The sequence below is a fragment of the Dokdonella sp. genome (assembly GCF_017744955.1).
Classification (GTDB): domain Bacteria; phylum Pseudomonadota; class Gammaproteobacteria; order Xanthomonadales; family Rhodanobacteraceae; genus Dokdonella_A.
The window spans coordinates 991,185-1,015,763 of the sequence record NZ_JAGIAG010000001.1; the positions used below are offsets into that span (position 1 = coordinate 991,185).

18 protein-coding genes are annotated in these 24,579 nt (G+C 69.2%); 9 read left to right on the forward strand and 9 right to left on the reverse strand.

From position 1 onward, the window contains the following. Positions 1–54 precede the first annotated feature (54 nt). The 3 genes from rpoH to J7520_RS04055 all read left to right on the forward strand — a co-directional run bounded on the left by rpoH (position 55) and on the right by J7520_RS04055 (position 6,260). The gene (gene rpoH, locus J7520_RS04045) at positions 55–915 is read left to right on the forward strand and encodes an RNA polymerase sigma factor RpoH (RefSeq protein ID WP_291184333.1); all 861 of its coding nucleotides are present in this window, start codon (positions 55–57) and stop codon (positions 913–915) included. A gap of 378 nt (positions 916–1,293) precedes the next feature. After that, the gene (locus J7520_RS04050) at positions 1,294–3,732 is read left to right on the forward strand and encodes a winged helix-turn-helix domain-containing protein (protein ID WP_291184336.1); all 2,439 of its coding nucleotides are present in this window, start codon (positions 1,294–1,296) and stop codon (positions 3,730–3,732) included. 215 nt (positions 3,733–3,947) lie between these two features. Next, on the forward strand, positions 3,948–6,260 hold the full coding sequence (locus J7520_RS04055; RefSeq protein WP_291184339.1) for a VCBS repeat-containing protein: 2,313 nt from the start codon (positions 3,948–3,950) through the stop codon (positions 6,258–6,260). Positions 6,261–6,401: 141 nt separating this feature from the next. On the opposite strand, the gene J7520_RS04060 is transcribed toward J7520_RS04055, so the two are convergent. Both J7520_RS04060 and J7520_RS04065 read right to left on the reverse strand, forming a co-directional pair. Beyond that, positions 6,402–8,579 carry a primosomal protein N' gene (locus J7520_RS04060; RefSeq protein WP_291184342.1) on the reverse strand — a complete coding sequence of 726 codons (2,178 nt, stop codon included), beginning with the start codon at positions 8,577–8,579 and terminating at the stop codon, positions 6,402–6,404. Between the two features lie 422 nt (positions 8,580–9,001). Then, complete coding sequence (locus J7520_RS04065) at positions 9,002–10,183, reverse strand: DUF3667 domain-containing protein (RefSeq protein ID WP_291184344.1); 1,182 nt, start codon at positions 10,181–10,183, stop codon at positions 9,002–9,004. A gap of 217 nt (positions 10,184–10,400) precedes the next feature. On the opposite strand from J7520_RS04065, the gene J7520_RS04070 reads away from it, so the two are divergent. Both J7520_RS04070 and sppA read left to right on the forward strand, forming a co-directional pair. Beyond that, entirely contained in the window at positions 10,401–11,783 is a 1,383-nt protein-coding gene (locus J7520_RS04070; protein ID WP_291184346.1) for an MATE family efflux transporter, read from the forward strand. Positions 11,784–11,974: 191 nt separating this feature from the next. Further along, a complete protein-coding gene (sppA, locus tag J7520_RS04075; RefSeq protein ID WP_291184349.1) occupies positions 11,975–13,825 on the forward strand; it encodes a signal peptide peptidase SppA in 1,851 nt (616 codons plus the stop codon). Positions 13,826–14,006: 181 nt separating this feature from the next. Here sppA and J7520_RS04080 read toward each other — a convergent pair whose 3' ends face one another. From J7520_RS04080 to J7520_RS04105, 6 genes are all read right to left on the reverse strand, one after another. Continuing rightward, positions 14,007–15,062, reverse strand: coding sequence for a 2-oxoacid:ferredoxin oxidoreductase subunit beta (locus J7520_RS04080; protein WP_291184352.1), 1,056 nt, complete (start codon positions 15,060–15,062; stop codon positions 14,007–14,009). A gap of 121 nt (positions 15,063–15,183) precedes the next feature. Continuing rightward, positions 15,184–17,058, reverse strand: coding sequence for a 2-oxoacid:acceptor oxidoreductase subunit alpha (locus tag J7520_RS04085; protein ID WP_291184356.1), 1,875 nt, complete (start codon positions 17,056–17,058; stop codon positions 15,184–15,186). Further along, complete coding sequence (locus J7520_RS04090) at positions 17,055–17,450, reverse strand: four helix bundle protein (protein WP_291184897.1); 396 nt, start codon at positions 17,448–17,450, stop codon at positions 17,055–17,057. Before J7520_RS04090 ends, J7520_RS04085 begins: the two co-directional genes overlap by 4 nt. 23 nt (positions 17,451–17,473) lie before the next feature. Beyond that, positions 17,474–19,306 carry an FAD-dependent oxidoreductase gene (locus J7520_RS04095; protein ID WP_291184359.1) on the reverse strand — a complete coding sequence of 611 codons (1,833 nt, stop codon included), beginning with the start codon at positions 19,304–19,306 and terminating at the stop codon, positions 17,474–17,476. Between the two features lie 116 nt (positions 19,307–19,422). Then, positions 19,423–19,746: a hypothetical protein gene (locus J7520_RS04100; protein ID WP_291184361.1), complete on the reverse strand. Its 324-nt coding sequence runs from the start codon at positions 19,744–19,746 to the stop codon at positions 19,423–19,425. 5 nt (positions 19,747–19,751) lie between these two features. After that, on the reverse strand, positions 19,752–19,970 hold the full coding sequence (locus J7520_RS04105; protein ID WP_291184363.1) for a hypothetical protein: 219 nt from the start codon (positions 19,968–19,970) through the stop codon (positions 19,752–19,754). A gap of 74 nt (positions 19,971–20,044) precedes the next feature. On the opposite strand from J7520_RS04105, the gene J7520_RS04110 reads away from it, so the two are divergent. Further along, positions 20,045–20,824, forward strand: coding sequence for an SDR family oxidoreductase (locus J7520_RS04110; RefSeq protein ID WP_291184366.1), 780 nt, complete (start codon positions 20,045–20,047; stop codon positions 20,822–20,824). Between the two features lie 56 nt (positions 20,825–20,880). On the opposite strand, the gene J7520_RS04115 is transcribed toward J7520_RS04110, so the two are convergent. Then, entirely contained in the window at positions 20,881–21,099 is a 219-nt protein-coding gene (locus tag J7520_RS04115; protein WP_291184368.1) for a hypothetical protein, read from the reverse strand. 220 nt (positions 21,100–21,319) lie between these two features. On the opposite strand from J7520_RS04115, the gene J7520_RS04120 reads away from it, so the two are divergent. From J7520_RS04120 to J7520_RS04130, 3 genes are read left to right on the forward strand one after another with little or no spacing between them, the layout of a single operon-like run. After that, positions 21,320–21,637: a metalloregulator ArsR/SmtB family transcription factor gene (locus tag J7520_RS04120; RefSeq protein WP_291184372.1), complete on the forward strand. Its 318-nt coding sequence runs from the start codon at positions 21,320–21,322 to the stop codon at positions 21,635–21,637. A gap of 13 nt (positions 21,638–21,650) precedes the next feature. Beyond that, a complete protein-coding gene (locus J7520_RS04125; protein WP_291184376.1) occupies positions 21,651–23,138 on the forward strand; it encodes a DUF2867 domain-containing protein in 1,488 nt (495 codons plus the stop codon). Further along, positions 23,078–24,577: a DNA-3-methyladenine glycosylase 2 gene (locus J7520_RS04130; protein ID WP_291184378.1), complete on the forward strand. Its 1,500-nt coding sequence runs from the start codon at positions 23,078–23,080 to the stop codon at positions 24,575–24,577. Before J7520_RS04125 ends, J7520_RS04130 begins: the two co-directional genes overlap by 61 nt. The last annotated feature ends 2 nt before the right edge of the window (positions 24,578–24,579 follow it).

The window sequence follows — 24,579 nt, forward strand, 5'->3', positions numbered from 1 at the left end:
TTTAGCACTCCAAGGACCCGAGTGCTAGCATGCCCAACCAGTCGGGAGTTCACTATGAGTAATGCCCTGGTCGCCAACAATTTCCCGGTTCCGAGCGCTTTGGGTAGCCTCGAAGCCTATGTAAGTGCGGTTCACCAGATTCCAATGCTGACCCAAGAGGAAGAGCAGAATCTCGCACGCCGCTACACCGACGACTCCGACCTCGACGCCGCCAAGCAGATGGTGCTGGCGCACCTGCGTTTCGTGGTGCACGTCGCGCGTGGTTATTCCGGCTACGGGCTGCAGGTCGGCGATCTGATCCAGGAAGGCAACATCGGCCTGATGAAGGCGGTCAAGCGCTTCGATCCGAACCAGGGCGTGCGCCTGGTCTCGTTCGCCGTGCACTGGATTCGCGCTGAAATGCACGAGTTCATCCTGCGCAACTGGCGCATCGTCAAGGTCGCCACGACCAAGGCGCAGCGCAAGCTGTTCTTCAATCTGCGCAAGTCGAAGAAGCGCCTCGGTTGGATGAACGCGGAAGAGGTCAACACCGTCGCGCGCGAGCTCGGCGTTCCGGCCGCCACCGTGCTCGAGATGGAGGCCCGCTTGAACGGCCGCGACGTCGCCTTCGACTCGCCGGTCGACGCCGAGGAAGACGAGCGGCCGGCACCGTCGGCGTTCCTGATCGACCATGGCGCCGATCCGTACTACGCAGCGGAGACCGAGTCGGAGGAGGAATCCAGCCTCGACACGCTGCAGCGCGGTCTGGTCAGGCTGGACGAACGCTCGCGCGACATCATCCAGCGCCGCTGGCTGCGCGACGGTGAGAAGGCCACGTTGCAGGAACTCGCCGACGAGTACGGCGTCTCCGCCGAGCGCATCCGCCAGATCGAGGCGAATGCGATGAAGAAGATGCGCGCGCTCTTCGTCGCCTGAGGCCCACGGGGTTCGCAAGGGCCGCTGGCCTGCCGAACTCCTGGATCTTTGTACTTTTGGACACGGAAACGGCCCCGATCGGGGCCGTTTCCGTGTCCGGTTGTCTGCTTCCAGGCAACCCGACCGCGCCCTCGCGGGACTCATGATCAACGGCCGTTCACCCAAATGGCCGTTTATACCGCCGCGCTGCGTCTATGAGTCTCGACCGCTGCGGCGGTTTGCGGGAGGGGTTGCCTGGCGTTCTCTCGATCGTTCGACTCCCCACGGGCGGGCGAGAGCTCCGAAGCATCAGGCGTCCCGAGAAAGGCCGCCTCCGGCACGAGCGAGCCGGAGGCGGCCCGACTCGCCAGTGCGCGAGGCGCGCGCTAACCTCGCCGGATGACCGGTGAGGTTTACGAATTCGCAGCGTTCCGCTTCAACCCGTCCACGCGCGAGCTGTGGCGCGGCGACCAGCGCGTCGAGCTGCCCCGACGCACGTTCGAATGCATCGAGCATCTGATCGCGCACCGCGATCGCGCGGTCGGTCGCGACGAACTGGTCGAGGCGATCTTCGGCCGCTCGAACGTATCGGATGCGCAGCTCGGCCAGGTCGTCCTGCGCGCGCGCCGCGCACTCGACGACGACGGCAATGCGCAACGCACGATCCGCACCGTCGCCGGCTACGGCTATCGCTGGGTGGCCGACGTGCGCGTCGCCGCGGCGGCACCGGAATCCGCTGCCGAGACGATGCCGGCGGTCGAGCCGCCGGAACCGACGCCGGCGGCAGTCACGATCGCGGAAGCGCCGGCGCACTTGCCGCCGCCGTCGTCATCGCGGCCCCGACCGCGTCGCCGGCGGGTGCTCGCCGTCGCATCCGCCGTCGTGCTGCTGGCGACCGTCGCGGTGTCGCTGACGTGGCTGGCACGCCGCGCGCCGCCCGCCGATTCTCCGTCGCCGACCGCGCAACCCTTGCAGGCCGACAGCGTGGTCGTGCTGCCGCTGCAGGTCGACGGCCTGCGCGACGACGCCTGGGTACGGCTCGGCGCGATGGACCTGGTCGCCGAACGCCTGCGCCAGGCGGGTTTTCGCGCGCCGACCAGCGAAAGCGTGCTGGCGCTGCTGAAATCGGAGCCGGAATCGAGCGCCGAGCCGCCGAACCTGCGCGCGACGACCGGAGCGCACCTGATCGTGCGCGGCAGCGCGAAGCGCGGCGCATCCGGCTGGCAGATCGAACTCGCCGCCGCACCCGAGCACGGCATCGCCGTGCCGGTGCGCTTCACCGGACGCGATGCGATGCAGGCGACGCGGGGCGCCGCCGACCTGCTGCTCGCCGCGCTCGGCCGCAACATGCCGTCGGAGAGCGAACGCGACCGGAGCCTGGATGAAACCCTGCAGCGCGCGCGTGCGGCGATGCTGGCGAACGAACTCGACACCGCACGCGAAATCCTCACGGCATCGCCGGACCTCGCCGCTTCGTCGGCGCAGCTCGCTTATCGGCTCGCCCTGGTCGACTTCCGCGCCGGCCAACTCGATCGCGCCGAGGCCAGCCTCGATCAGATCCTGCGGCAGCCCGAAGCCGAACACGACGCCCACTTCCGTGCGCAGGTATTGACCGCACGCGGCGCGGTGCACGCGCGCCGCGGCGAGTTCGCCGACGGCGGGCGCGACTACGACGCGGCGGTCGCCTTGCTGACGCCGGAGAAAGATCCGCTCGAACTCGGCCAGGCCTTGATGGGGCGCGCCAACAGTCGCGTACCGGAACGTCGTTACGACGAGGCGCTGGCCGACTACGGCGCCGCGCGCACCGACCTGGAGCGCGCCGGCGATCCGCTCGGCATCGCGCGCGTCGACGCCAACCTCGGTCTGCTCGAACTGTTCCGCAGCCGTCCGGCCGCGGCGCTCGGCTACCTGCTGCCGGCGTCCGATCGGTTCCAGTCGTTCGGCGCCCTGCACGAACTGCTGGTCAGCCTGACCGGCATCGTGCAGGCGCAGCTCGCGATGCTGCAGCGGAACGAGGCGGCGGCCAGCGTCGAGCGCGGTTGGGCGCTGCGCGAGCGCGTCACGGATCCCGATCAGCGCGTCGATCTCTTGTTGAATCAGGTCGAGGTGCAGACCGGCAACGGCCGCCTGCGCGAGGCCGCCGCGGCCCTGGCGCAGGCGCGTGCGAGCACGACCTCGGGCAACCGCGTGCTGCAGGCCCGCTTGCGCGCGCTCGGCGCGAATCTCGCCGCGGCGCAGGGCGACTGGCACGAAGCGGCCGACGAAGCCGCCGCGGCGCTGACCGACTGGCCGCCGAGCGGCGCCGACGAGCAGCGCAGCGGGGTGGTGCTGGTTCGCCAGCGCGCCTTGCTCGCCCTCGGCGACAAGGCGAGAGCGGAAACCCTGCTCGACCGCCGCCGCGATCCGCCGGAGCAGCCGCTCGACAGCGCCGGCGTCGTCACCGAAGCCCTGGCGATGGCGGAGTGGGAGCAGCAGGCCGGCGATGCCGCCCGCGCGCGGCGCTGGTTCCGCTTCGCCGCCGTCAGCGCGGATCGTCGCGGCGTGCCGGCGGAAATCGTGCTGGTCGCCGAAGCCTGGGCGCCGGTCCTGCTCGCGGCCGGCGACCGTGAGCAGGCCGCCGTGGTGATCGGCCGCGTCGCGCCCTGGGCCACGCGCGATTTCGATTGCGCCTTGCTGCAGCTGCGCCTGTTCCACGCCTTGAACCAACGCGAACCCTGGTTCAACGCCCTGCGCCAGGCGCAGGCCCTGGCCGGCGAGAGGACGATTCCGGCCGCGCTGCTGGAGCCGCGCACGCTCGACGCGAACAGCCCCTTGCGCCTGAGCGATCGCGCGCGCTGAGCGACGGTCGGCTTCCGCCATCCGTCTGCAACGTCACAGGAGCCGCTTTCTCGTGTCGTTGTCACGCCGTTGGAATGCTCTTGGAGTGACCGGCACGGGACGCCTGCGCAGACTCGATCCCAGACGAGGCGGCCGCTCGCGCGGCTGCCGTCGCGTCATCGTCCGTCTGCAGGAGTCCCCCGATGAGAACACGTGGTCCCCGTTGGTCCCGGCTGATGAAGTTTCCCGCCGGGAGCGCCGCTGCGCTGGCGCTGATTCCTTTCCTGTTCGGCAGCGTCCCGGCGCAGGCCGGCGCCGCGGCGCCGGATTTCGCCCCGGCGGCGATGCACCTGCCGAACTGCTGTTTCGCGGTGTCGCTGACCGCCGCCGATCTCAACGGTGACGGCGCACCGGATCTGATCACCGGCAACATGATGAGCGGCGACTTCTCGGTGCTGCTCAGCGACGGCGCCGGCGGCTATGCCGAACCCGTGTCGACCCCGATCACGAACGAGCCGGCGCGCACGGTGAAGACAGCGATCGCCGATCTGAACGGCGACGGCAAGCTCGATCTGGTCGTCGCCGGCTATCACGAGACCGAAATTCGCGTCTACCCGGGCGACGGCGCCGGCGGCTTCGGCGACCCGACCCTGCTCGACGTCGGCAGCGGCATCTGGCCGACCGCGCTGGCGCTGGCCGACATCGACGGCGACGGCCGCCTCGACATCGTGACGGCGAACGGCGAGAGCGCCACCGTCGCGGTGCTGGTCGGCGACGGCGCCGGCGGTTTCGCCGCGGCGGTGAATTCGCCGAGCGGCGCCTGGGCGACCGGGATCGCGATCGCCGACTTCGACGGCGACGGTCATCTCGACGTCGCCACTGCCAACGCCGGCACCCGCGACGCCTCGATCCTGTTCGGCGACGGCAGCGGCCAGTTCGCGACGCCGCAGGCGGTGTCGATCGGCCCCGAGTCGGAGCCGAACGCGATCACGGTCGCCGACGTCGACGGCGACGGCAAGCCGGATCTGCTCGTCGCCAGTTCGGCCACCGGCGGACAGGACTTCCCGCCGCCCGAGTTGCCGGGAACGGTCTCGCTGCTGATCAACGACGGCAGCGGCGGCTTCGCGCCGGCGCAGGTGCTGTCGGCCGGCTCCGGCGACGGGCGCGCGCACGACGTCGCGTTCGCCGACGTCACCGGCGACGGCAAGCCCGACATCCTCCTGGCGCGGCCGAACGCGAATGCCGTGTCGATCCTCGCCGGCGACGGCGCCGGCGGCTTCGCCCCGGCGACGAACCGGCGCGTCGCGCAGGGACCGTACGCGCTCCTCGTCGTCGACGTCACCGGCGACGGCAGCGACGACGTTCTCGCCGCGAACGCCGTGTCGCCGAGCCTTTCGATCCTGCCGACCGACGGCGCCGGCGGCATCGGCTTCTCCGCCAACTTCGATTCGGGCGAATTTCCGCACGCAGTCGCCGCCGGCGATCTGAACCACGACGGCCACCCCGACATCGTCAGCGCGAACGCGTTCGGCGACGACGTCTCGGTCCTGCTCGGCGACGGCAGCGGCGGCTTCGCGGAGGCGGTGCACTATCCGACCGGCTCCTCGCCGACCGGCGTCGCGCTCGGCGACGTCAACGGCGACGGTCACCTCGACATCGTCAGCGCCAACTTCGGCGCGAGCAGCGTTTCGGTCCTGCTCGGCAACGGCGACGGCAGCTTCGCCGCGGCGGCGACCTTCGGCGTCGGCGGCAGTTGGGAGAGCCCGTACGCAGTCGCGCTCGGCGACGCCAACGGCGACGGCAAGCTGGATATCGCGACCGCCAACACCAACATCTCCAACGAAAGCCTTTCCTTCCTCGCCGGCAACGGCGACGGCAGCTTCGCCACCGGCGTCGTGCTGCGTGCCGGCGAAGCAGGCGCGTTGCGCGATCCGCGCGGCATCGCGTTCGCCGACGTGACCGGCGACGGCAAGGCCGACATCGTGTCCGCCAACTCGTACTCCAGCGACGTGTCGATCCTCGCCGGCGACGGCGCCGGCGGCTTCGCCGATGCGGTGCACTTCGCCACCGACCTCGGGCCGGTCGGCGTCGAGGCGCGCGACGTGGACGGCGACGGCAAGATCGACCTGGTCACACTGAACACGACGGCGCAGAGCATCTCCGTGCTGCGCGGCGACGGCAGCGGCAACTACGCCAAGGCGCGCAACTATCCGATCTACCCGGAGCAGTCGATCCAGGACTACATGCCGTGGCCGTGGGCGATGACGATGGCCGACGTCAACGGCGACGGCAAGCCCGACGTGGTCACCGCCAACACGCAGAACGACACCGTCTCGGTGCTGCTCAACGACGGCAGAGGCGGCTACGACAACTACGCCTGGTTCGACACCGGCGCGTTGCCGGGCGGCGTCGCGGTCGCCGACTTCGACGGCGACGGCAAGCCGGACATCGTCAGCTCGAACCGCGAGAACAAGAACGTGTCGGTGCTGTTCAACCGCGGCGAGTTCAGCGACAGCCTCTTCGCCGACGGCTTCGACGCGGCGCTCTGAGGCGGGGGGATTCGCAAAAGCGTTTCTCGCAGAGACGCAGAGACGCAGAGGGAAAAAAGAAAGAGTGTGCTTCCGCTCTTTCCCTCCGCGTCTCTGCGCCTCTGCGAGAGTTCGCTTCCTCGAACACCTTCGATCAGTCGATCAGTACAGATCGACCGGATCGACGTCGATCGACCAGCGCAGCGCGCGCGCGCCCGGTATCGCGCGCAGCGCGTCGAGCCAGCGCGGCAGGAAGGCTTGCAGTTCGCCGCGCGTCGAGGCTTCGAGCAGGATCTGGCCGCGGTACGCGCCGGCGCGGCGCGGCATCGGCGCCGCCAGCGGGCCGTGCGCAATCAGATCGCGGGCGTCGATCCGCGCCATCGCCTCGCGCAGGAACGCATCCAGCGCGGCTTGCTCCTTCGCCTCCGCGCGCAGCAGCGCGAAATGGGCGAACGGCGGCAGGCTGGCGGCGCGGCGATCCTTCAGCAGTTGCGCGGCGAGCGCGCGATAGCCGCCGTCGAGCAGCACCGCGAGCAGCGGATGCGACGGATCGTGGGTCTGCAGGATCACCGCGCCGGGACGTTCGGCGCGTCCGGCGCGTCCGGCGACCTGCACGACCAGTTGCCCGAGCCGCTCGCTGGCGCGGAAGTCGACGCTGAACAGGCCTTCGTCGACGCCGACCACGACGACCAGGGTCAGGTGCGGCAGATCGTGGCCCTTGGCCAGCATCTGCGTGCCGATCAGGATCCGCGCGCCGGCCTCCGGCAGGCGATCGAACAGCGCGTCGCGCGCGCGTCGGCCGCGTGTGGTGTCGCGATCGACGCGCACGATCGGCGTATCGGGAAAACGTTCCGACAACGCTTCTTCCAGGCGTTCGGTGCCCTGGCCGAGCGGATTCAGACCCAGCCCGCCGCAGTCCGGGCACGCCGCCGGCAGCGCGCGTTCGTAGCCGCAGTGATGGCAGCGCAGACGACTTTCGCGCCGGTGCAGGGTCAGCGCGCGCTCGCAATGCGGGCACTGCGCGCTCCAGCCGCAGTCGTGACAGAGCAGCACCGGCGCGTAGCCGCGGCGGTTCTTGAACACCAGCACCTGTTCGCCGCGCGCGAGGCAGTCGGCGATCGCGTCCAGCGTCGGTGACGCGAGACCGTGCTGCAGCCGCTGCCGGCGCAGGTCGATCACGCGCAGCGACGGCGGTTGCGCCAGTCCGGCGCGATGGCGCAGGTGCGCCACGGCATAGCGGCCGGCTTCGACGTTGGCGAGGCTTTCCAGGGACGGCGTCGCCGAGCCGAGCACGACCGGTACGCCGAGCGCCTGCGCGCGCAGCACGGCGAGATCGCGCGCGTGATAGCGGAAGCCCTCCTGCTGCTTGTAGGAGGCGTCGTGCTCCTCGTCGACGACGATCACGCCCGGCCGCGGCAGCGGTACGAACAGCGCCGAGCGCGTGCCGAGGATCACCTGCGCTTCGCCGCGCGCCGCCGCGAGCCAGGCGCGCGCGCGTTCGCCTTCGGCGAGGCCGGAGTGCAGCGCCGCGATCTCGACGCCGAGACGCTCGCGGAAGCGCTTCAGCGCCTGCGGCGTCAGCGCGATCTCCGGCACCAGCACCAGCGCCTGGCGGCCGCGCGCCAGACAGGCGCGGATGACCTCGAGATAGACCTCGGTCTTGCCGCTGCCGGTGACGCCGTCGAGCAGGAACGAAGCAAAGCCGTCGGCGGCGACGATCGTGTCGGCGGCCGCGCGCTGCTCCTCGTTCAATGGCGGGCCCGGCGTCGCCGCTGCCGCCGGGATCGCCGCGGTCGCCAGGCGCAGGCGCTCGACCCAGCCGCGCGCGAGCGCCGCACGGGCAGCGGCGGCGACGCCGGCGAGGGAGGCCTCGAGCGTCGCCACCGTGCGCGTGCCCTCGGTCAACGCCTGCAGCAGCGCATCCAGACGCGTGCCGCGACGGCGCGTCGGGTCGAGCAGCGCCTCCCGGCCGGCCGCGGTCAGCTGCAGCGCGGGCGTTCCGGTTTCCGGCAGCTCGCGCGCCGAGCGCAGTGCCACCGGCAGGGCAGCCTGCAGCACCTCGCCGAGCGGATGCTGGTAGTAGCGCGCGGCGCGGCGCAGGGTCGCCATCAGCTCGCCGGTCAGCAGGGGACGGTCGTCGAGCACGCGTTCGACCGGTTTCAGCTGCGCCTCGTCCAGTTCGGACGTCGCCACCGACTCGATCACCACGCCGACGACGCGGCGGCGCCCGAACGGCACCAGCACGCGGCAGCCCGGCGCCGGCGCCACGCCGCCGCTCCAGCGGTAGTCGAACCACTGGTGCAGCGGGACTGGCAGGGCGATGCGCAGGATCGAATTCATGGCGGAAGGCGGGGGCGAAACCGCGTCGTGGCGAGTGTAGCTTCGGCTCGGAAAGTCGCCGGGACAGCTTGCAGGCGGTTTCTCATGAAACCTTCAGAAAGAGGACTTAACTGGATGCCCTGTCGAAGGTTTTTCGCTTATCCACAGCGAATGTGGATAAGTCTGTGGACGAGTGCCCCGCGGCGGGGTCGAGAGGCCCACTGTGGAGCCGCGGGAGTCGGGTTGGCGAATCTTTAATCAATCTGTAATGCACGAGCAAATTCAATGGCTTGCATTGTTACAGCGGCTGTCATACGCGCTCGCGGAGCCCCTTGGCGGGTGTCGGCGTCGACGCGGGCGTCCCTGTGCACAACCGCTTGACACGGGGGTGGTCGCTCGTTCCGCCAGCGTTGGTGCGGTGTTGCGGTCGGAGCGGGCCGGATTCAGGCCAGGGTCAGCGTCGCGACGAGGGCGCCGGCGAGGCCGAAGCAGAGCAGGATCAGGTACGCGACGCCGATCAGGCTGTACTTGAACGTGGTCATGAACCAGCCTTGCTTGTAGACCTTCTTCTGCATCAGGAACAGGTAGATCGGCAGCCAGATCCAGACCGCCGCCTCGATCAGCGAGACCAGGGCGCGCAGGCCGCCGTCGCCGGCCGCGCTCTTCAGCATGCTGAGCAGGGCGATCAGCAGCAGGGACAGGAAAATGAAGGCGTGGCTATGGAGGGCCACCATCAGGTGCTCCATGTACAGGCGCCGCTTGAAGATGTAGACGATCTTCAGCAGCACCGCGAACAGCGGCATCAGCACGAACAGGGTCTGCGGCAGCACCGAGAAGATGCCGGCGATCAGGTGGCGCGGATCCTGCCGCGCGGCCTTGATGTTGTCGCGGGCGCGCACCGCCATCTCGTTCAGCTTGGCATTGGCGAAGGCCGGCAGCCAGGTGATGCGGATGGGGTTGGCGACCGGGTCCCAAGGGGAGCCGTCGAAGTTGAGGTCGTCGCCGTCCGCGTTCGGGTCCGGCGGCGGCGGTTCGCCCTTCGCCTCGGCCTGCTGCTTGCGTTGCAGCCAGGCGCGGCGCTTGTCGGCCTGCTGGCGCAGGTTGGCCATCACCCGATCGAGTTCGGCGGCGTCGTCGGCCGGGATCTGGGGCAGCTTGCGCGCGTCCTCCAGGCGGCTCATCGCCTCCTTGAGATGCTTGTCGAGTTCGGGTTCGGTCATCGACTGCTCGATGCTGCCGCGCCCGGCGGCGACCTTGAGCAGGTCGAACTTCGCGTCGTTGAGGTTCAGCGCGAACTGGATCGCGAAGAACGAGATCACGCAGAGGAAGAAGAACAGCCGGAACGGCGTCACGTAGCGCGTGCGGCGGCCGACGAAGTACTCGTTGGTCAGGTAGCCGGGGCGGAAGTACAGCGGCAGGATGCTGCGGAAGATGCGCGAATCGACGTTGAAGATCGTGTCGGCGACGTCGGACATGACGCTGGCCAGATGGCGCACCATGCCCTTCTCGGGCTGGCCGCAGGCGTAGCAGAACGGGCCGTACATCGGCGCGCCGCAGTTGGCGCAGGGCTTGTGCTCTTCCGCCGCGACGGGGGCGATCGGTGCGGCGGCGGTTTCGCTGTTCATGCCGGTACGTTCACTCCACGCGAAAGCTCAATGCCGCGCGCGAGGCGAGGCTTCCGATACAATCCATCTCTTGCGAACGCGGCTCCCGTCCCGATCTCGCGAGCGGCGCCGCGCGCGCCACCCGCATCGGCCTGTTCCCGTGCGCGTCGCCGCCACCGCGCGTACGCCGATCGACCCGTGGTTCCAGTCATCGCCCGAACGCGCTCAGGATTTGCGCATGAGTTCCATTCTACATCGCCAGCCGTCGCGCCTCGCGCGCGAGCTGAAGGAAACCGCCGTGCTCGCCGCGCCGCTGGTGCTGAGCCAGCTGATGGCGGTCGGCATGAACGCGATCGACGCGATGCTCGCCGGCCATCACAGCGCGGTCACGCTCGGCGCGGTCGCGGTCGGTGCCGGCATCTGGTCGATCGCGGTGGTGGTCGCGATCGGCGTGACGATGGCGGTGCCGCCCTCGGTGGCGCAGCTGTTCGGCGCCGGCCGATACGCCGAGGTGGGGGCGGTGTTCCGCCAGGCGCTGTGGCTGGCGCTGGCGCTCGGCCTGCTGTGCTGGATCGGCGTGCGTTCGAGCGGCCCGCTGGTGAGCCTGATCGGCGTCGATCCGCACCTGCTCGGCGAAGTCGACCGCTTCCTGCGCGGCGTCTCCTGGGGCGCGCCGGCGATCGCGGCGTTCTTCACCTTGCGCGGCATGAGCGCGGGCGTGGGCATCACGCGGCCGACGATGTACTTCAGCCTGATGTCGCTGCTCCTGCTCGGGCCGATCGCCTACGTGCTGCTGCACGGCAAGTTCGGCTTTCCGGAAATGGGCGCGGGCGGCATCGGCCTGGCCACCGCGATCGTGCTGTGGCTGGAGACGCTCGCGTTCGGCGCGTACATGGTCCTGCATCGCGACTATGCGCCGTACGAATTGTTCGCGCGCTTCGAGCGCCCGAACCTGCGCGCGATCGGCGAGCTCCTGCACATCGGCGTGCCGATGGGCGTGACCGTCTTCATGGAGGCGAGCCTGTTCATCGCGACCACGCTGGCGATGGGCACGCTCGGCACCGACACGGTGGCCAGCCATCAGGTGGCGCTGAACGTTTCCGCGCTGTTCTTCATGATCCCGCTCGGCATCGCGATGGCGACCACGGTGCGCATCGGCCACGCGGTCGGTCGCGGCGATCCGGCCGGCCTGCGCGCGGCCGGCGGTGCCGGCTTCGCGCTGGCGCTGGCGACGCAGATGCTGTCCGGCAGCATCATGGCCCTGCTGCCGGCGACGATCGCCGGCTGGTACTCCAACGATGCGGCGGTGATCGCGCTGGCCGCGCAGCTCCTGCTGCTGGCGGCCGTGTTCCAGTTCTCCGACGGCATCCAGGTGGTCGCCAACGGCGCGCTGCGCGGCCTCAAGGACACGCGCCTGCCGATGCTGATCACCACCTTCGCGTACTGGGGCGTCGGCATGCCGGTCGGCTGGTGGCTGGCGTTCCCGCACGGTCTGGGTGCGCGCGGCATGTGGGTGGGACTGATCGCTGGACTCAGCGTGGCGGCGATCCTGCTCAGCTGGCGCTTCTGGAAGCTCGCGCGACGGCCGCTGGCGGCGTCGCCCGTCGAGGCCGCCGCATGACTTGCGCGGCATGCTGCGCGGCACGATATCGGTTAGGCTGATTCCATCGGCATAGGCGCAAGGACGTGCCGGCGCAGCGGACACGCCAGTGACCGAGGCGAGAGAAAAAGGTGGGCGCGGCTCGGCCGCGGCCGTTTTTTTTGCGAACCGCGGCAGGACGCCCGGTTTCCCAAAGCACAGAGAGCGATGCGATGTCGAAAGAGAATCCCGGCGTGATCCGCCGCCTGTTCCGCGGACTGTGGAACGCGCTGAATTTCACGCGCCGACTAGTCTTCAACCTGATCTTCCTGCTGTTGCTGATCGGCTTCCTGGTCGCGGTATTCGGCGGCCGCGCCACGCTGGCGCCGCGCACCGCGCTGATCCTCGATCCGAAAGGCGCCATCGTCGACCAGTACTCGAACAATCCCGGCGATCGCGCGCTCGCCAACCTGACCGGTTCGGAATCGAAGGAAGTGCAGCTGCGCGACGTGCTGCGCGTGATCGACGCGGCCGCGAAGGACGCGCGCATCGAACGCCTGGTGCTGATTCCGGACGAAATCGACCGCGCCGGCCTGTCCACGCTGCGCGAGATCGGCGCCGCGCTGGATCGATTCAAGGCGGCCGGCAAGGACATCGTCGCGGTGTCCGGCGGCATGGGCCAGAGCCAGTACTACCTGGCCGCGCATGCGAACCGCATCCTGCTCGATCCGGAAGGCGCGGTCCTGCTCGAAGGCTTCGCCAACTACCGCAGCTATTTCAAGGACGCGCTCGACAAGCTCGGCGTGCAGGTGCACCTGATCAAGGTCGGCACGTTCAAGTCGGCGGCCGAGCCGTACATCCTCAACCAGGCCTCCGACGCGGCGAAGGAAGCCGACAGCTACTGGATGGGCGGCATCTGGCAGGAGTTCCTGACCGAGGTCTCGGCCCTGCGCAAGATCGACGCGGCGAAGATCAGCGACGACATCGCGCACTACGACGAGCGCGTCGCCGCGCACAACGGCGACCTCGCCGGGCTCGCGCTGGAGCAGAAGCTGGTCGACCAACTGGCGACGCGCTCCGAAGTACGCGCGCTGCTGCGCTCGCAGGGTGTGGCCGAAGGCAACGACAGCTTCCGTCAGATCGACTTCAAGAAATACCTCGGCACGCTCGTGCCCGAAGCGCTGCCGGCCGTCGCCGCGAACCAGGTCGCGGTGATCGTCGCGCAGGGCGAGATCGTGCCGGGCGAACAGCCGCCGGGCATGATCGGCGGCCGTTCGACGGCGCAGCTCGTGCGCGCGGCGCGCGAGGACGACAAGGTCAAGGCGATCGTGCTGCGCGTGAACTCGCCCGGCGGCGATGCGACCTCGTCCGAGCTGATCCGGCGCGAAATCGTGCAGACGCGCGAAGCCGGCAAGCCGGTGATCGTCTCGATGGGCGACGTCGCCGCCAGCGGCGGCTACTGGATCGCGATGGACGGTGACGAGATCTGGGCGCAGCCGACCACCATCACCGGTTCGATCGGCATCTTCGGCCTGTTCGCGACGCTGCCGGAAACGCTGGCGAAGATCGGCGTGCACACCGACGGCATCGGCACCACGCCGCTGGCCGGCGCGCTGGACATCCGCCGGCCGCTGTCGCCGCAGCTGGAAGCGATCCTCAACAGCGTGATCAAGCGCGGCTACAACGAATTCATCGGCAAGGTCGCGAAGGCGCGCGGCAAGACGCCCGAGCAGATCGACACGATCGCGCAAGGCCGCGTGTGGAGCGGCGTGCAGGCGAAGGAGCGCGGTCTGGTCGACAAGCTCGGCGGCCTGCAGGACGCGATCGCCGCCGCCGCCGCGCGCGCCAAGCTCGGCACGGACTACCACGTGCGCTACGTCGAACGCGAACTCAGCGCCTGGGAACGCCTGGCGCTGAGCTTCAGCAACAGCGAGGCGCTGGTGCGCGTGGCGCGCCAGGCCGGTTTCTCGCTGCCGCCGGGCTTCGTCAATGCGAGCGACCTGCGCCAGTTCAGCGGCGTGGTCGAGTCGCTGCGCGGCAAGCGCTACGGCGCGTTCGCGCATTGCTTCTGCGAGCTGCCGTAGCGTACAGACGTTTTCCCCTCTCCCGCTTGCGGGAGAGGGCGGCCCGAAGGGCAGGGTGAGGGAATGCGGGTAGATCGCCGCGAGCGTTCCCTCACCCGGCACGCTGCGCGCGCCGACCTCTCCCGCAAGCGGGAGAGGGGAAGCCGCAGGCCGATTCGACCGGTGAACGTCGAACGCGCTGCTAGCGCAACCCGGCGTTGATCTTCTCCAACGCCGCGATGCCGGGGCTGAGTTCCTTCACGCCGAGCCGGTTGATCGGCACCTCGGTCGTGTTGAAATGCTCGTGCAGGTCGTGCGCGTCCGGATCGACGTAGAGCAGGCCGGTGACGACTTCGCCCTTGGCCTGGCGCGCATGCACGTAGTTCATCGCCCCGACGCGGTCGTGCGCGTTGAAGTCGGCGCTGAGCTTGCGTAGGCGCACGATGCTGCCGTCGTGCTGGGTCACGTCGACGATCTCGCCCTCGGCGTAGTCCACCGTGATCTCGGCGCGCACGTCGATGAAGTCGAGCCGGTTGACCGCCTCGTTGTGCTCGCGCACGTATTCGTAGCTCTTGGTGCTGCCGGCGTGGTTGTTGAACGCGACGCAGGGGCTGATCACGTCGATGAAGGCCGCGCCCTTGTGCGCGATCGCGCCCTTGATCAGCGGCACCAGCTGCGTCTTGTCGCCGGAGAAGCCGCGCGCGACGTAGGTCGCGCCGAGCTGCATGGCGAGGCCGACGAGGTCGAGCGGGCTGTCGGTGTTGACCACGCCCTTCTTCGATTTCGAGCCCTGGTCCGCGGTCGCCGAGAACTGGCCCTTGGTCAGGCCGTAGACGCCGTTGTTCTCGACGACGTAGACCATGTTGACGCCGCGTCGGATCGCATGCACGAACTGGCCGATGCCGATCGAGGCCGAGTCGCCGTCGCCCGAGACGCCGAGATAGAGCAGGTCGCGGTTGGCGAGGTTCGCGCCGGTCAGCACCGAGGGCATGCGCCCGTGCACGGTGTTGAAGCCGTGCGACTGGCCTAGGAAGTAGTCCGGCGTCTTCGAGCTGCAGCCGATGCCGCTGAGCTTGGCCACTCGATGCGGCTCGATGTCCAGCTCCCAGCAGGCCTGGATGATCGCAGCCGAGATCGAATCGTGGCCGCAGCCGGCGCAGAGCGTGGAGATCTTGCCCTCGTAGTCGCGGCGCGTGAAGCCGATCGCGTTGCAGGCGAGAGTGGGATGGTGCAGCTTCGGCTTGGTGATGTAGGTCATGTGTATTCTCGCTCGTGAGCGGTGAATCGTGAGCGGTCAGCGGTGAGCGGTGAGCGGGAAAAGCAGAAACGCGACACGCGCCTCTCCCGCTCACCGCAGACCGCTCGGCCGCTCACCTGCTTCATGAAGCCACTCTCCCCGTCGGTGCCGCCCGCCGCACCCGCTCCCCAATCGCCCCCGCGATGAACCGCGCCGTGACCGGCGTGCCGTCGTAGTGCAGGATCGCCACCAGCCGCGCCGGGTCGATGCCGAATTCGTTGATCAGCAGCGTGCGCAGCTGGCCGTCGCGGTTCTGCTCGACGACGAAGACGCGCTCGTGCCGGCGGATGAACTCGCCGACGACGTCCGGAAACGGAAACGCGCGCACGCGCAGCGTGTCGAGCACGAGACTGTCCTTGCCGAGCAGCTCGATCGCCTCGCTCATCGCGGGGCTGGTCGAGCCGTAGTAGATCACGCCGTCGCGCGCCTCGCCCGAGGTGCCGCGCAGGTGCGGCTGCGGAACCAGCGATTTGGCGGTATCCCACTTCTTCAGCAGGCGCTCCATGTTGTAGACGTAGTCCGGTCCGCGTTCGGAATAGCGTGCGTACGGATCGCGCGAGGTGCCGCGCGTGAAGTAGGCGCCGCGTTCGGCGTGGGTGCCGGGATAGGTGCGGTACGGAATGCCGTCGCCGTCGACGTCCTTGTAGCGGCCGAAGTCCTTGCCGGCTTCGAGCTCCTCCGCCGTCATCACCTTGCCGCGATCGTAGTCGCGTGCGTCGTCCCAGACGAACGGTGCGGTCAGGCGCTGGTTCATGCCGATGTCGAGGTCGGTCAGCACGAACACCGGCGTCTGCAGGCGATCGGCGAGATCGAGCGCCTGCGCCGCGAACTCGAAGCATTCGTGCGGATCTTCGGGAAACAGCAGCACGTGCTTGGTGTCGCCGTGCGAGGCGTAGGCGCAGGCGAGCACGTCGGACTGCTGGGTGCGCGTCGGCATGCCGGTCGATGGGCCGCCGCGCTGCACGTCGATCAGGGTCACCGGGATCTCGGCGAAGTAGGCGAGGCCGATGAACTCGCTCATCAACGAAATGCCCGGTCCCGCCGTCGTCGTGAACGCGCGCGCACCGTTCCAGCCGGCGCCGACGACCATGCCGATCGAGGCGATCTCGTCCTCGGCCTGCACGATCGCGAAGCGGTTGCGTCCGGTCTCCGGATCGACGCGGTACTTCATGCAGTATTTCTGGAACGCCTCGGCCAGCGAGGATGACGGCGTGATCGGATACCAGGCGCAGACCGTCGCGCCGCCGTAGACGCAACCGAGCGCGGCGGCGACGTTGCCGTCGACGAAGATCTTGTCGCCGACGTTGTCGGCGCGGCGCACGTGCAGGCCGATCGGCGGCAGATGCTGCTGCGCGTGTTCGCGGCCGAGCTCCAGCGCCCGCACGTTCGAGTCGAGCAGCTTCTCCTTGCCTTTGTACTGCTCGGCGAACAGGCGCTGGATCTCATCCGCGTCGATGCCGAGCAGCACTGACAGCGCACCGAGGTACATGATGTTCTTGAACAGCTGGCGCTGCCGCGCGTCGGCGTAGGTGCGGTTGCAGATCGCCGTCAGCGGCATGCCGAGGACGTGGACGTCGTCGCGGAACTTCGACGCCGGCAGCGGCCGCGTCGAGTCGTAGAACAGATAGCCGCCCGGCTCGATCTCCGTCAGGTCCGCATCCCAGGTCTGCGGATTCATCGCGACCATCAGGTCGACGCCGCCGCGGCGCCCGAGCCAGCCGCGCTCGCTGACCCGCACCTCGTACCACGTCGGCAGGCCCTGGATGTTGGAGGGAAAGATGTTGCGCGGACTGACCGGCACGCCCATGCGCAGGATCGAGCGAGCGAACAGCTCGTTCGCCGACGCCGAGCCCGAGCCGTTGACGTTGGCGAACTTCACGACGAAGTCGTTGGTGGCTTCGATACGTGCCCTGAGGTCGGATTCGTGAGCGGTCAGCGGTGAGCGGTGAGCGGTCATCGTGCCCCCTTGGCGCGCGAACGATTGGCATTGATCAGCGCATTCAGTCGAGCGGTCAAGAGTTGCAGCGCGGATTGAAGTGGCTGCACGTCGCCGAGAAAGTTCAGGTCGCGTGCGATCCACAACTGGGTGTCGAGTTCCGCGAGAGACCCGCGCGCAATGGTCAGGAAGCGGACAAGCTCAGTTCTGCCTCCTCGAGCTGCGCCCTCCGCAATATTCGAGGGAACGCTGACTGCCGCACGCCGCATTTGGCTTATGAGCCCGAAACGCTCGTATTCGGGAAATTCTGCCGTCGTGCGATAAATCTCTCGAACCATCCGCATCGCGTCTTTCCAGACTTCCAAATCGTAATGCCGTGGCTGCTGTTGCGGCTTTTTCCGCTCACCGCTCACCGCTCGGCCGCTCACCGCCACGGTCACGCCACCGCCTTCGCCGCTGCGCGCTTGTGACACCCTGGCCCCGCCTGCGTGGTCTCGAGCAGGAACTTGCGCATGTCCCAGGCGCCGGTCGGGCAGCGCTCGGCGCACAGTCCGCAGTGCAGGCAGACGTCCTCGTCCTTGACCATCACGCGCCCGGTCTTCAGCGTGTCGGACACGTACAACGACTGCGTCAGGTTCAGCGCCGGCGCGGTCAGATGCGTGCGTAGCGCCGCCTCCTCGTCGTTGTGGGTGAAGCTGATGCAATCCATCGGGCAGATGTCGACGCAGGCGTCGCACTCGATGCAGACGTCCTTGGTGAACACCGTCTGCACGTCGCAGTTCAGGCAGCGCTGCGCTTCGTGGAACGCCGTCTGCGCGTCGAAGCCGAGCTCCACTTCGATCTTGATGCTCTTCAGCGTCTCCGCCTTCTCGCGCCACGGCACGGCGTAGCGCTGGTCGTTGGAGACGTCGTTGTCGTAGCTCCACTCGTGGATGCCCATCTTCTGCGAGATCAGGCTGACCGCGGGCTCCGGGCGCTCGCGGAGGTCCTCGCCGCCGAGGAGCTTGTCGATCGACACCGCCGCCTCGTGCCCGTGCGCGACGGCCCAGATGATGTTCTTCGGGCCGAACGCCGCGTCGCCGCCGAAGAACACGTTCGGCAGTGTCGACTGCATCGTCGCCGGATCGACCTTCGGCAGGCCCCACTCGTCGAAGGCGAGCCCGAGGTCGCGCTCGATCCACGGGAACGCGTTTTCCTGGCCGACGGCGATCAGCACGTCGTCGCATTCGACGTAGTGGTCCGGCTCGCCGGTCGGCACCAGCTGCCGACGGCCTTTCGCGTCGCGCTCGGCGCGCACCTTCTCGAACGTCATGCCGACCAGCTTGCCGTCGCGGTGTTCGAAGGTCTTCGGCACCAGGAAATTGAGAATCGGGATGCCCTCGTGCATCGCGTCCTCCTTCTCCCACGGCGAGGCCTTCATCTCCTCGAAGCCCGAACGCACGATGACTTTCACGTCCTCGCCGCCGAGCCGGCGCGAGGAGCGGCAGCAGTCCATCGCCGTATTGCCGCCGCCGAGCACGATCACGCGCCTGCCGATGCTCTTGACGTGCTCGAAGTAGACCGACGCCAGCCAGTCGAGCCCGATGTGGATGTTCGCCGCGGCCTCCCGGCGGCCGGGCAGGTCGAGATCGCGGCCGCGCGGCGCGCCGCTGCCGACGAAGATCGCGTCGTAGCCCTGCGCGAGCAGGTCGCGCATCGAATCGACGCGCGTGCCGCCGCGGTAGTCGACGCCGAGGTCGAGCACGTAGCCGACCTCCTCGTCGATCACCGATTCCGGCAGGCGGAAGCGCGGGACTTGCGTGCGCATGAAGCCGCCGCCTTTCCGTTCGGCTTCGAACACGGTGACCTCGTAGCCGAGCGGCGCCAGGTCGCGCGCGACGGTGAGCGAGGACGGCCCCGCGCCGACGCAGGCGATGCGCTTGCCGTTCTTCTTCGCCGCCGGCCGCGGCATGCGCTCGCGGACCGCGGCGCTGTCCTTGCCGTCCGCCGCGACGCGCTTCAGTCGGCAGATCGCCACCGGTTCGGCCTTGCCCGCGCCGTTCTCCTCGACGCGCCCGCGCCGGCAGGCCGGCTCGCAGGGGCGGTCGCAGGTGCGGCCGAGGATGCCGGGGAAGACGTTCGACCTCCAGTTGACGAGGTAGGCGTCGTCGTACCGGCCGGCGGCGATCAGGCGGATGTATTCGGGGACCGGGGTGTGGGCCGGGCAGGCCCATTGGCAATCGACGACTTTGTGGAAATAGTTCGCGTCGCGGATATCGGTTCGCTCCACCACAGGCCTCTCGCATGAGCACTCTGGTGAGCGGCGAGCCTAGTCCTTGACGCGCCGCGAAGCAAAGCGCAGTGCACCATCGCCGACGGCGGCAGGCGGGAACGGGAACGAAGGGCCTAGAGCAAGCCGCTCCGACGCAGGCGTTCCTGGTAGTCGTCGATCGCTTCCTTCGCCGTCTTCAGGTCGACGCCGGTCGCCTCGCGATAGCGCTTGATCGCCTGGATCGGATTGCCGTGCACGATCATCTCGCGGATTTCGGTATCGAGGTCGGTCGGCAGTTCGAGCGGTCGCGGTGGCGTGGTGGGGCGCGGTGTCCGTGCGCGCTCGTTTCGATCGCCGGCGCCGATACCGGGGCGCGCGCCGCCACGATCGGCGGTCACTCGGCCGAGCACGAAGAACACCGCGGCGACCAGCAGGTAGCTCCAGAGATTCTCCGGCATCCGACTCAACCCCCGGCGTCGTCGATCGCTTTCTGCTGTGCTTTCGCGGCGTCGTCGACGGTCTGCTGCACGGCCTTGGCCTTCTCGAGCGCCTTCAACTGCTCGTCGAGCGCGGTCTTCGGCTTCGCCGGCGCGGCAGGCTGCGCCGCTTGCTGGTCGGCCTGGCGGCCGGAGCATCCCGCCAAGGCACAGACGCAGACGGCGAAGGCGATCGAACGCAGCATGGCATGCTCGATGTGGCAGGATTGGCCGGAGTCTGCGCCGCACATCGGGTGCGCACAAGTCGGAGGATCGCGCGATGACGAACCCATCACGCTGGCGGCTCGACGGCCAGGTCGCGCTCGTCACCGGTGCCAGCAAGGGCATCGGTTTCGCCTGCGCGCGCGAGCTGGCGACGCTCGGCGCCGACGTGTTGATGATCGCGCGCGACGAGGCCGCGCTGGAACTCGCGCGCGCGGAACTCGCCGATGCGGTGGACGGGCGCGAGTTCCACGCGTTCGCCGCCGACCTGGCCGACCGCGAACAGCGTCTGGAGGTGTTCGACTGGGTCGCCGACCTCGACGTCGAGCTGTCCCTGCTGGTCAACAACGTCGGCGGCAATGCCACCCGGCCGGCGCTCGACTACGCGCTCGAGGAGGTACGCGCGCTGATCGAGACGAACGTGCTCGCCGCGTTCGAGATGAGCCGCCTCGCGCATCCGCATCTCGCCGCGCACGGCAACGCCGCGATCGTCAACGTCGGCTCGGTCTCCGGCCTCACCCACGTGCGCACCGGCGCGCCCTACGGCATGACCAAGGCTGCGCTGCACCAGCTCACGCGCAACCTCGCCTGCGAATGGGCCGAGGACGGCATCCGCGTCAACGCGGTCGCACCGTGGTACATCCGCACGCAGCGCACCGAAGGCCCGCTCGCCGATCCCGACTATCTCGACGAAGTGCTCGAACGCACGCCGATCGGCCGCATCGGCGAGCCGGAGGAAGTTGCCGCGGCAGTCGCCTTCCTGTGCCTGCCGGCGTCGAGCTACGTGACCGGCGAATGCATCGCGGTCGACGGCGGCTTTCTGCGCTACGGATTCTGAGCGGCGCGTTCAGTCCCCGCGGGCGAGCGCGCGATGCGCGGCGCGTCCGAGTAGGCTCATGAAGATCGACGTGGCGATGACGGTCGGCACGACGACGAGCGCCGCGATGGGCCAGAACGGATCGCTTCGCGCCGCGAAATACCACCACGCTCCGAGCGAACAGCCGCGGACAGGAAGAACGCCGCCACCGTGTTGCGCAGGAGCGCGTCGCAAAGCGCCCCGGCGGCGGCAGCCGCCACGATCAGGATCGTGAGTGCCCAGGCAAGTTCGCTCATGCCGAAGAGATCGCGTGATGGGCTCGATCGGCCCACCATGCCGGACGGTGGCGTGCTCCGCAACAGGAGGTGTCGAGCCGGATCCGGCACTTGGCGTCGGTGGTCGAGGCGGAAGGACGGTCGTGGCGCCAGGCGGCACGAGGACGGATTCCACCGCGCGCTTGACTCGAAGTCCGACGACTGATAATTAATTAAGTAATTTCCTAATTAAGGAACTCCTGTGGAGCGTGTATTCGAGGCATTGGCATCCACCGCGCGCCGCAAGATCCTCGCCTACCTGAACCAGGGCGAGCTGACCGCAGGCGAGATCGCGGCGCGCTTCGACTTCAGCAAGCCCGCGTTGTCCGGCCATCTGCGCATCCTCGAGGACGCCGGGCTGATCGAGCGCGAAAAGCGCGGCCAGTTCGTCTACTTCCGCCAGGTTCCCGACCGTCTCGCGAACACGCTGTTCGCCTGGGCTGCGGAAGTCTGCCCGGTCGCCGGTCCGCTCAAGCGCGAAAGCCGGTCGCGCGCGAAGACGCGAGCGAAGCAGAGCTGAGCCGGAGTACGCCATGCGAGACACGACGAATGACGCGTCGACGTTCCCGGCTGCGCGTCTCCATCCGCGCGGAGGCGGTCTGCCGGTCGAAGTGACCTTGATCGCACAATTGGGTCCAGGTGGAGGCGACCGGCTGATCGAAGATGCCTCGGCGCGGCAGCGCGCGCACGAGAACTTCGTCGACGCACTGGACGAACCGTCGACGCGCATCGGCGGCATCGATCTCGCCAAGGGCGACGCGACCTCGCTGTACACGTTCGCGGTCGGCGCGAACGGGCATCCGTTCCATCGTCACGCCGGCCATCGCGTGTTCACCGCGATCTCCGGCGGCGCCGGCGCCCGGCTGCGCTTCTCGACCGCCTCGGCCGGGCAGATCGCTCACGACCCGCATGCGTTCGTCGCCGAGCTGAACCACGTCGACGTGCCGCCGGACAGCGTGTTCGTCGTGCGCTTCGGCGGAGGCGTCTGGCATCAGTTCCTGCCGCTGCGATCGGGATCGACGCATCCGGCGTTGTTCGCACTCTCGTGCCACACGAACGAACTCGGCGGCGATCTCGCCCCGGAGCTGCATCGGCGCGTACTCGACGGCGCGGCGAGCATTCCGGCATTGACCGAGTTGCTGCCGGCCGCGGTGTGCGCTCTGCTCGACGATCCTTCGTTCGACGCGACGCGCGTGCCGACGACGGTGCTTGCGTTGAACGCCCCGGCCGATCAGCGTGCCGCTTGGCGTCGCGGGCTCGGTTGGCTCGGCGGAGCGCTCGCACGCGTCCGGCGACCGCGCGGCCCCGGTGCCGTTGTCGGCACGCCGCGCGTGCGCGAGCTGGACGTCGTACCGGAAGCTTCTTTGCTGCGCACGCAGTTCGCCGGCCTGCCGGTGCACGAGGATCTGTTCGAGCGGGTCGTTCCGTCCGGCGCGTTCGCGACCGCGTCGGCCAGCACGGCGCTCGCCGCGCTGTTGACCGGCTTCCTCGAAAGCCGGCCGCACGGCGTATCGCGCCTGATGGCGTTCCGCAACGTGCTGGTGAAGCCGCTCGGCCTGCGCACCTCGCCGCTCGGCTGTCCGGTGTCGTCGCTGTTGTCCGCGACCGCGCAGGTCACGTTCGCGGGCCGCTTCCCGGTACTGGCGCAGCGCGTCGACACGGCGGACGCGCGCGCCGAGGTGATTCTCGGCGCGGACGACAAGCATCTCGCGTTTCGTTCCTGCGTCGGCGTCGAACGCCTGCCCGATGGAAGCATGCGCTGCACGCTCGGCACGCGCGTACGCACGCGCAACGGGTTCGGCCGCTTCTACATGGCGGTGGTCGATCCGATCCACCGCGGCTACATCGTCCCGGCGATGCTGCGACAGGCGGTCGATCACGCCGTCGGGGCGCTGGGCGGTGGATCATTGACGGCCGAAAACGGCGAGTTGGCCGCTTCGGCCGGCGTTAGCATAGCGGCATGCACAATGCCGAACCCGGCCATCGCCTCGACCCGCGCATCTGCGAACGCGCACGCCTGACGCGCGACGCGCGCTTCGACGGCCTGTTCTTCATCGCCGTCACTTCGACCGGCATCTACTGCCGCCCGGTCTGCCCGGCGCCGTCGCCGAAGACGCACAACGTGCGCTATTACGAAAGCGCGGCGGCGGCGTCCGCGGCCGGGTTCCGGCCGTGCTTGCGCTGTCGCCCGGAGGCGGCGCCGGGTTCGCCGCTGCATCGTGCGAAGAGCGAACTCGTCGCCGGTGCGCTGCGCCTGATCGAACAGGGTGCGCTGGACGAGGGTTCCTTGCCGGAGCTGGCCGCGCGCATCGGCGTCGGCGAACGTCATCTGCGCCGGCTGTTCGCCGACGAGCTCGGCGCGAGTCCGCTGGACGTCGCGGCGACGCGGCGCCTGCTGTTCGCCAAGAAGCTGCTCGGCGAGACCGCGCTGCCGATGACGACGATCGCGCAGGCCTCCGGCTACGCCAGCCTGCGCCGCTTCAACGCCGCCTTCGTCGCGACCTACGGCAAGCCGCCGCGCGCGTTGCGTCGCGAGCGCGGTTCGGCGGCGCGCTCGGCCGCTTCGCCGGGTTCCGAATCCGGGCTCTCCGGTCCCGGCTGCATCGACCTGCGTCTGCCGTATCGCGCACCGTACGATTTCGCGCAACTGCTCGAGTTCTACGCGCGCCGTTCGATTCCCGGCGTCGAGATCGTCGATGCGGACGGCTACCGGCGCAGCTTCGTGCAGGACGGCGTGCCGGGCTGGTTTGGCGTGGCGCCGATCGCGGGCGATTCGGCGCTGCGTCTGCGCGTGCACCATCCGCGCAGCAGCGCGCTCGGCGGCCTGGTCGCGCGCGTCAGGCGCATGTTCGACGTGGATGCGGATCCGCGTGCCCTCGGCGCCGCGTTCCGCCGCAGCGAGGTGCTCGGCCCCTTGATCAAGCGTTGGCCGGGACAGCGCCTGCCGGGCGCCTGGGACGGCTTCGAGCTCGCCGTGCGCGCGGTGCTCGGCCAGCAGGTCAGCGTCGCCGCGGCTCGCACGCTGGCGGCGCGCGTCGCCGCGACGTATGGAACGCCGTACGCGGAAGGCGTTGCCGCGGGGCTGACCGCGCTGTTCCCGACACCGCAGGCGCTGGTCGAGGCGCCGCTCGAGCAGCAGGGCATCATCCGCGCGCGAGCGGCGACGATCCGCGGACTCGCGCAGGCGATCGTCGACGGCCGTATCGCGTTTCGCACCGAGCAGCCGCTGGCGGAATTCGAACGCGATCTGGTCGCCTTGCCCGGCATCGGCCCGTGGACCGCGCACTACATCGCGATGCGCGCGCTGGCGCAGCCCGACGCGTTTCCGGCCGCCGACCTGATCCTGCGCCGCAGTGCCGGGCAGGGACGCACGCTGTCGACGCGCGAACTGGAGGCGATGAGCGGAGCCTGGCGGCCGTGGCGCGCGTACGCGGTGATGCTGTTGTGGCGCGCGAGTTGAGC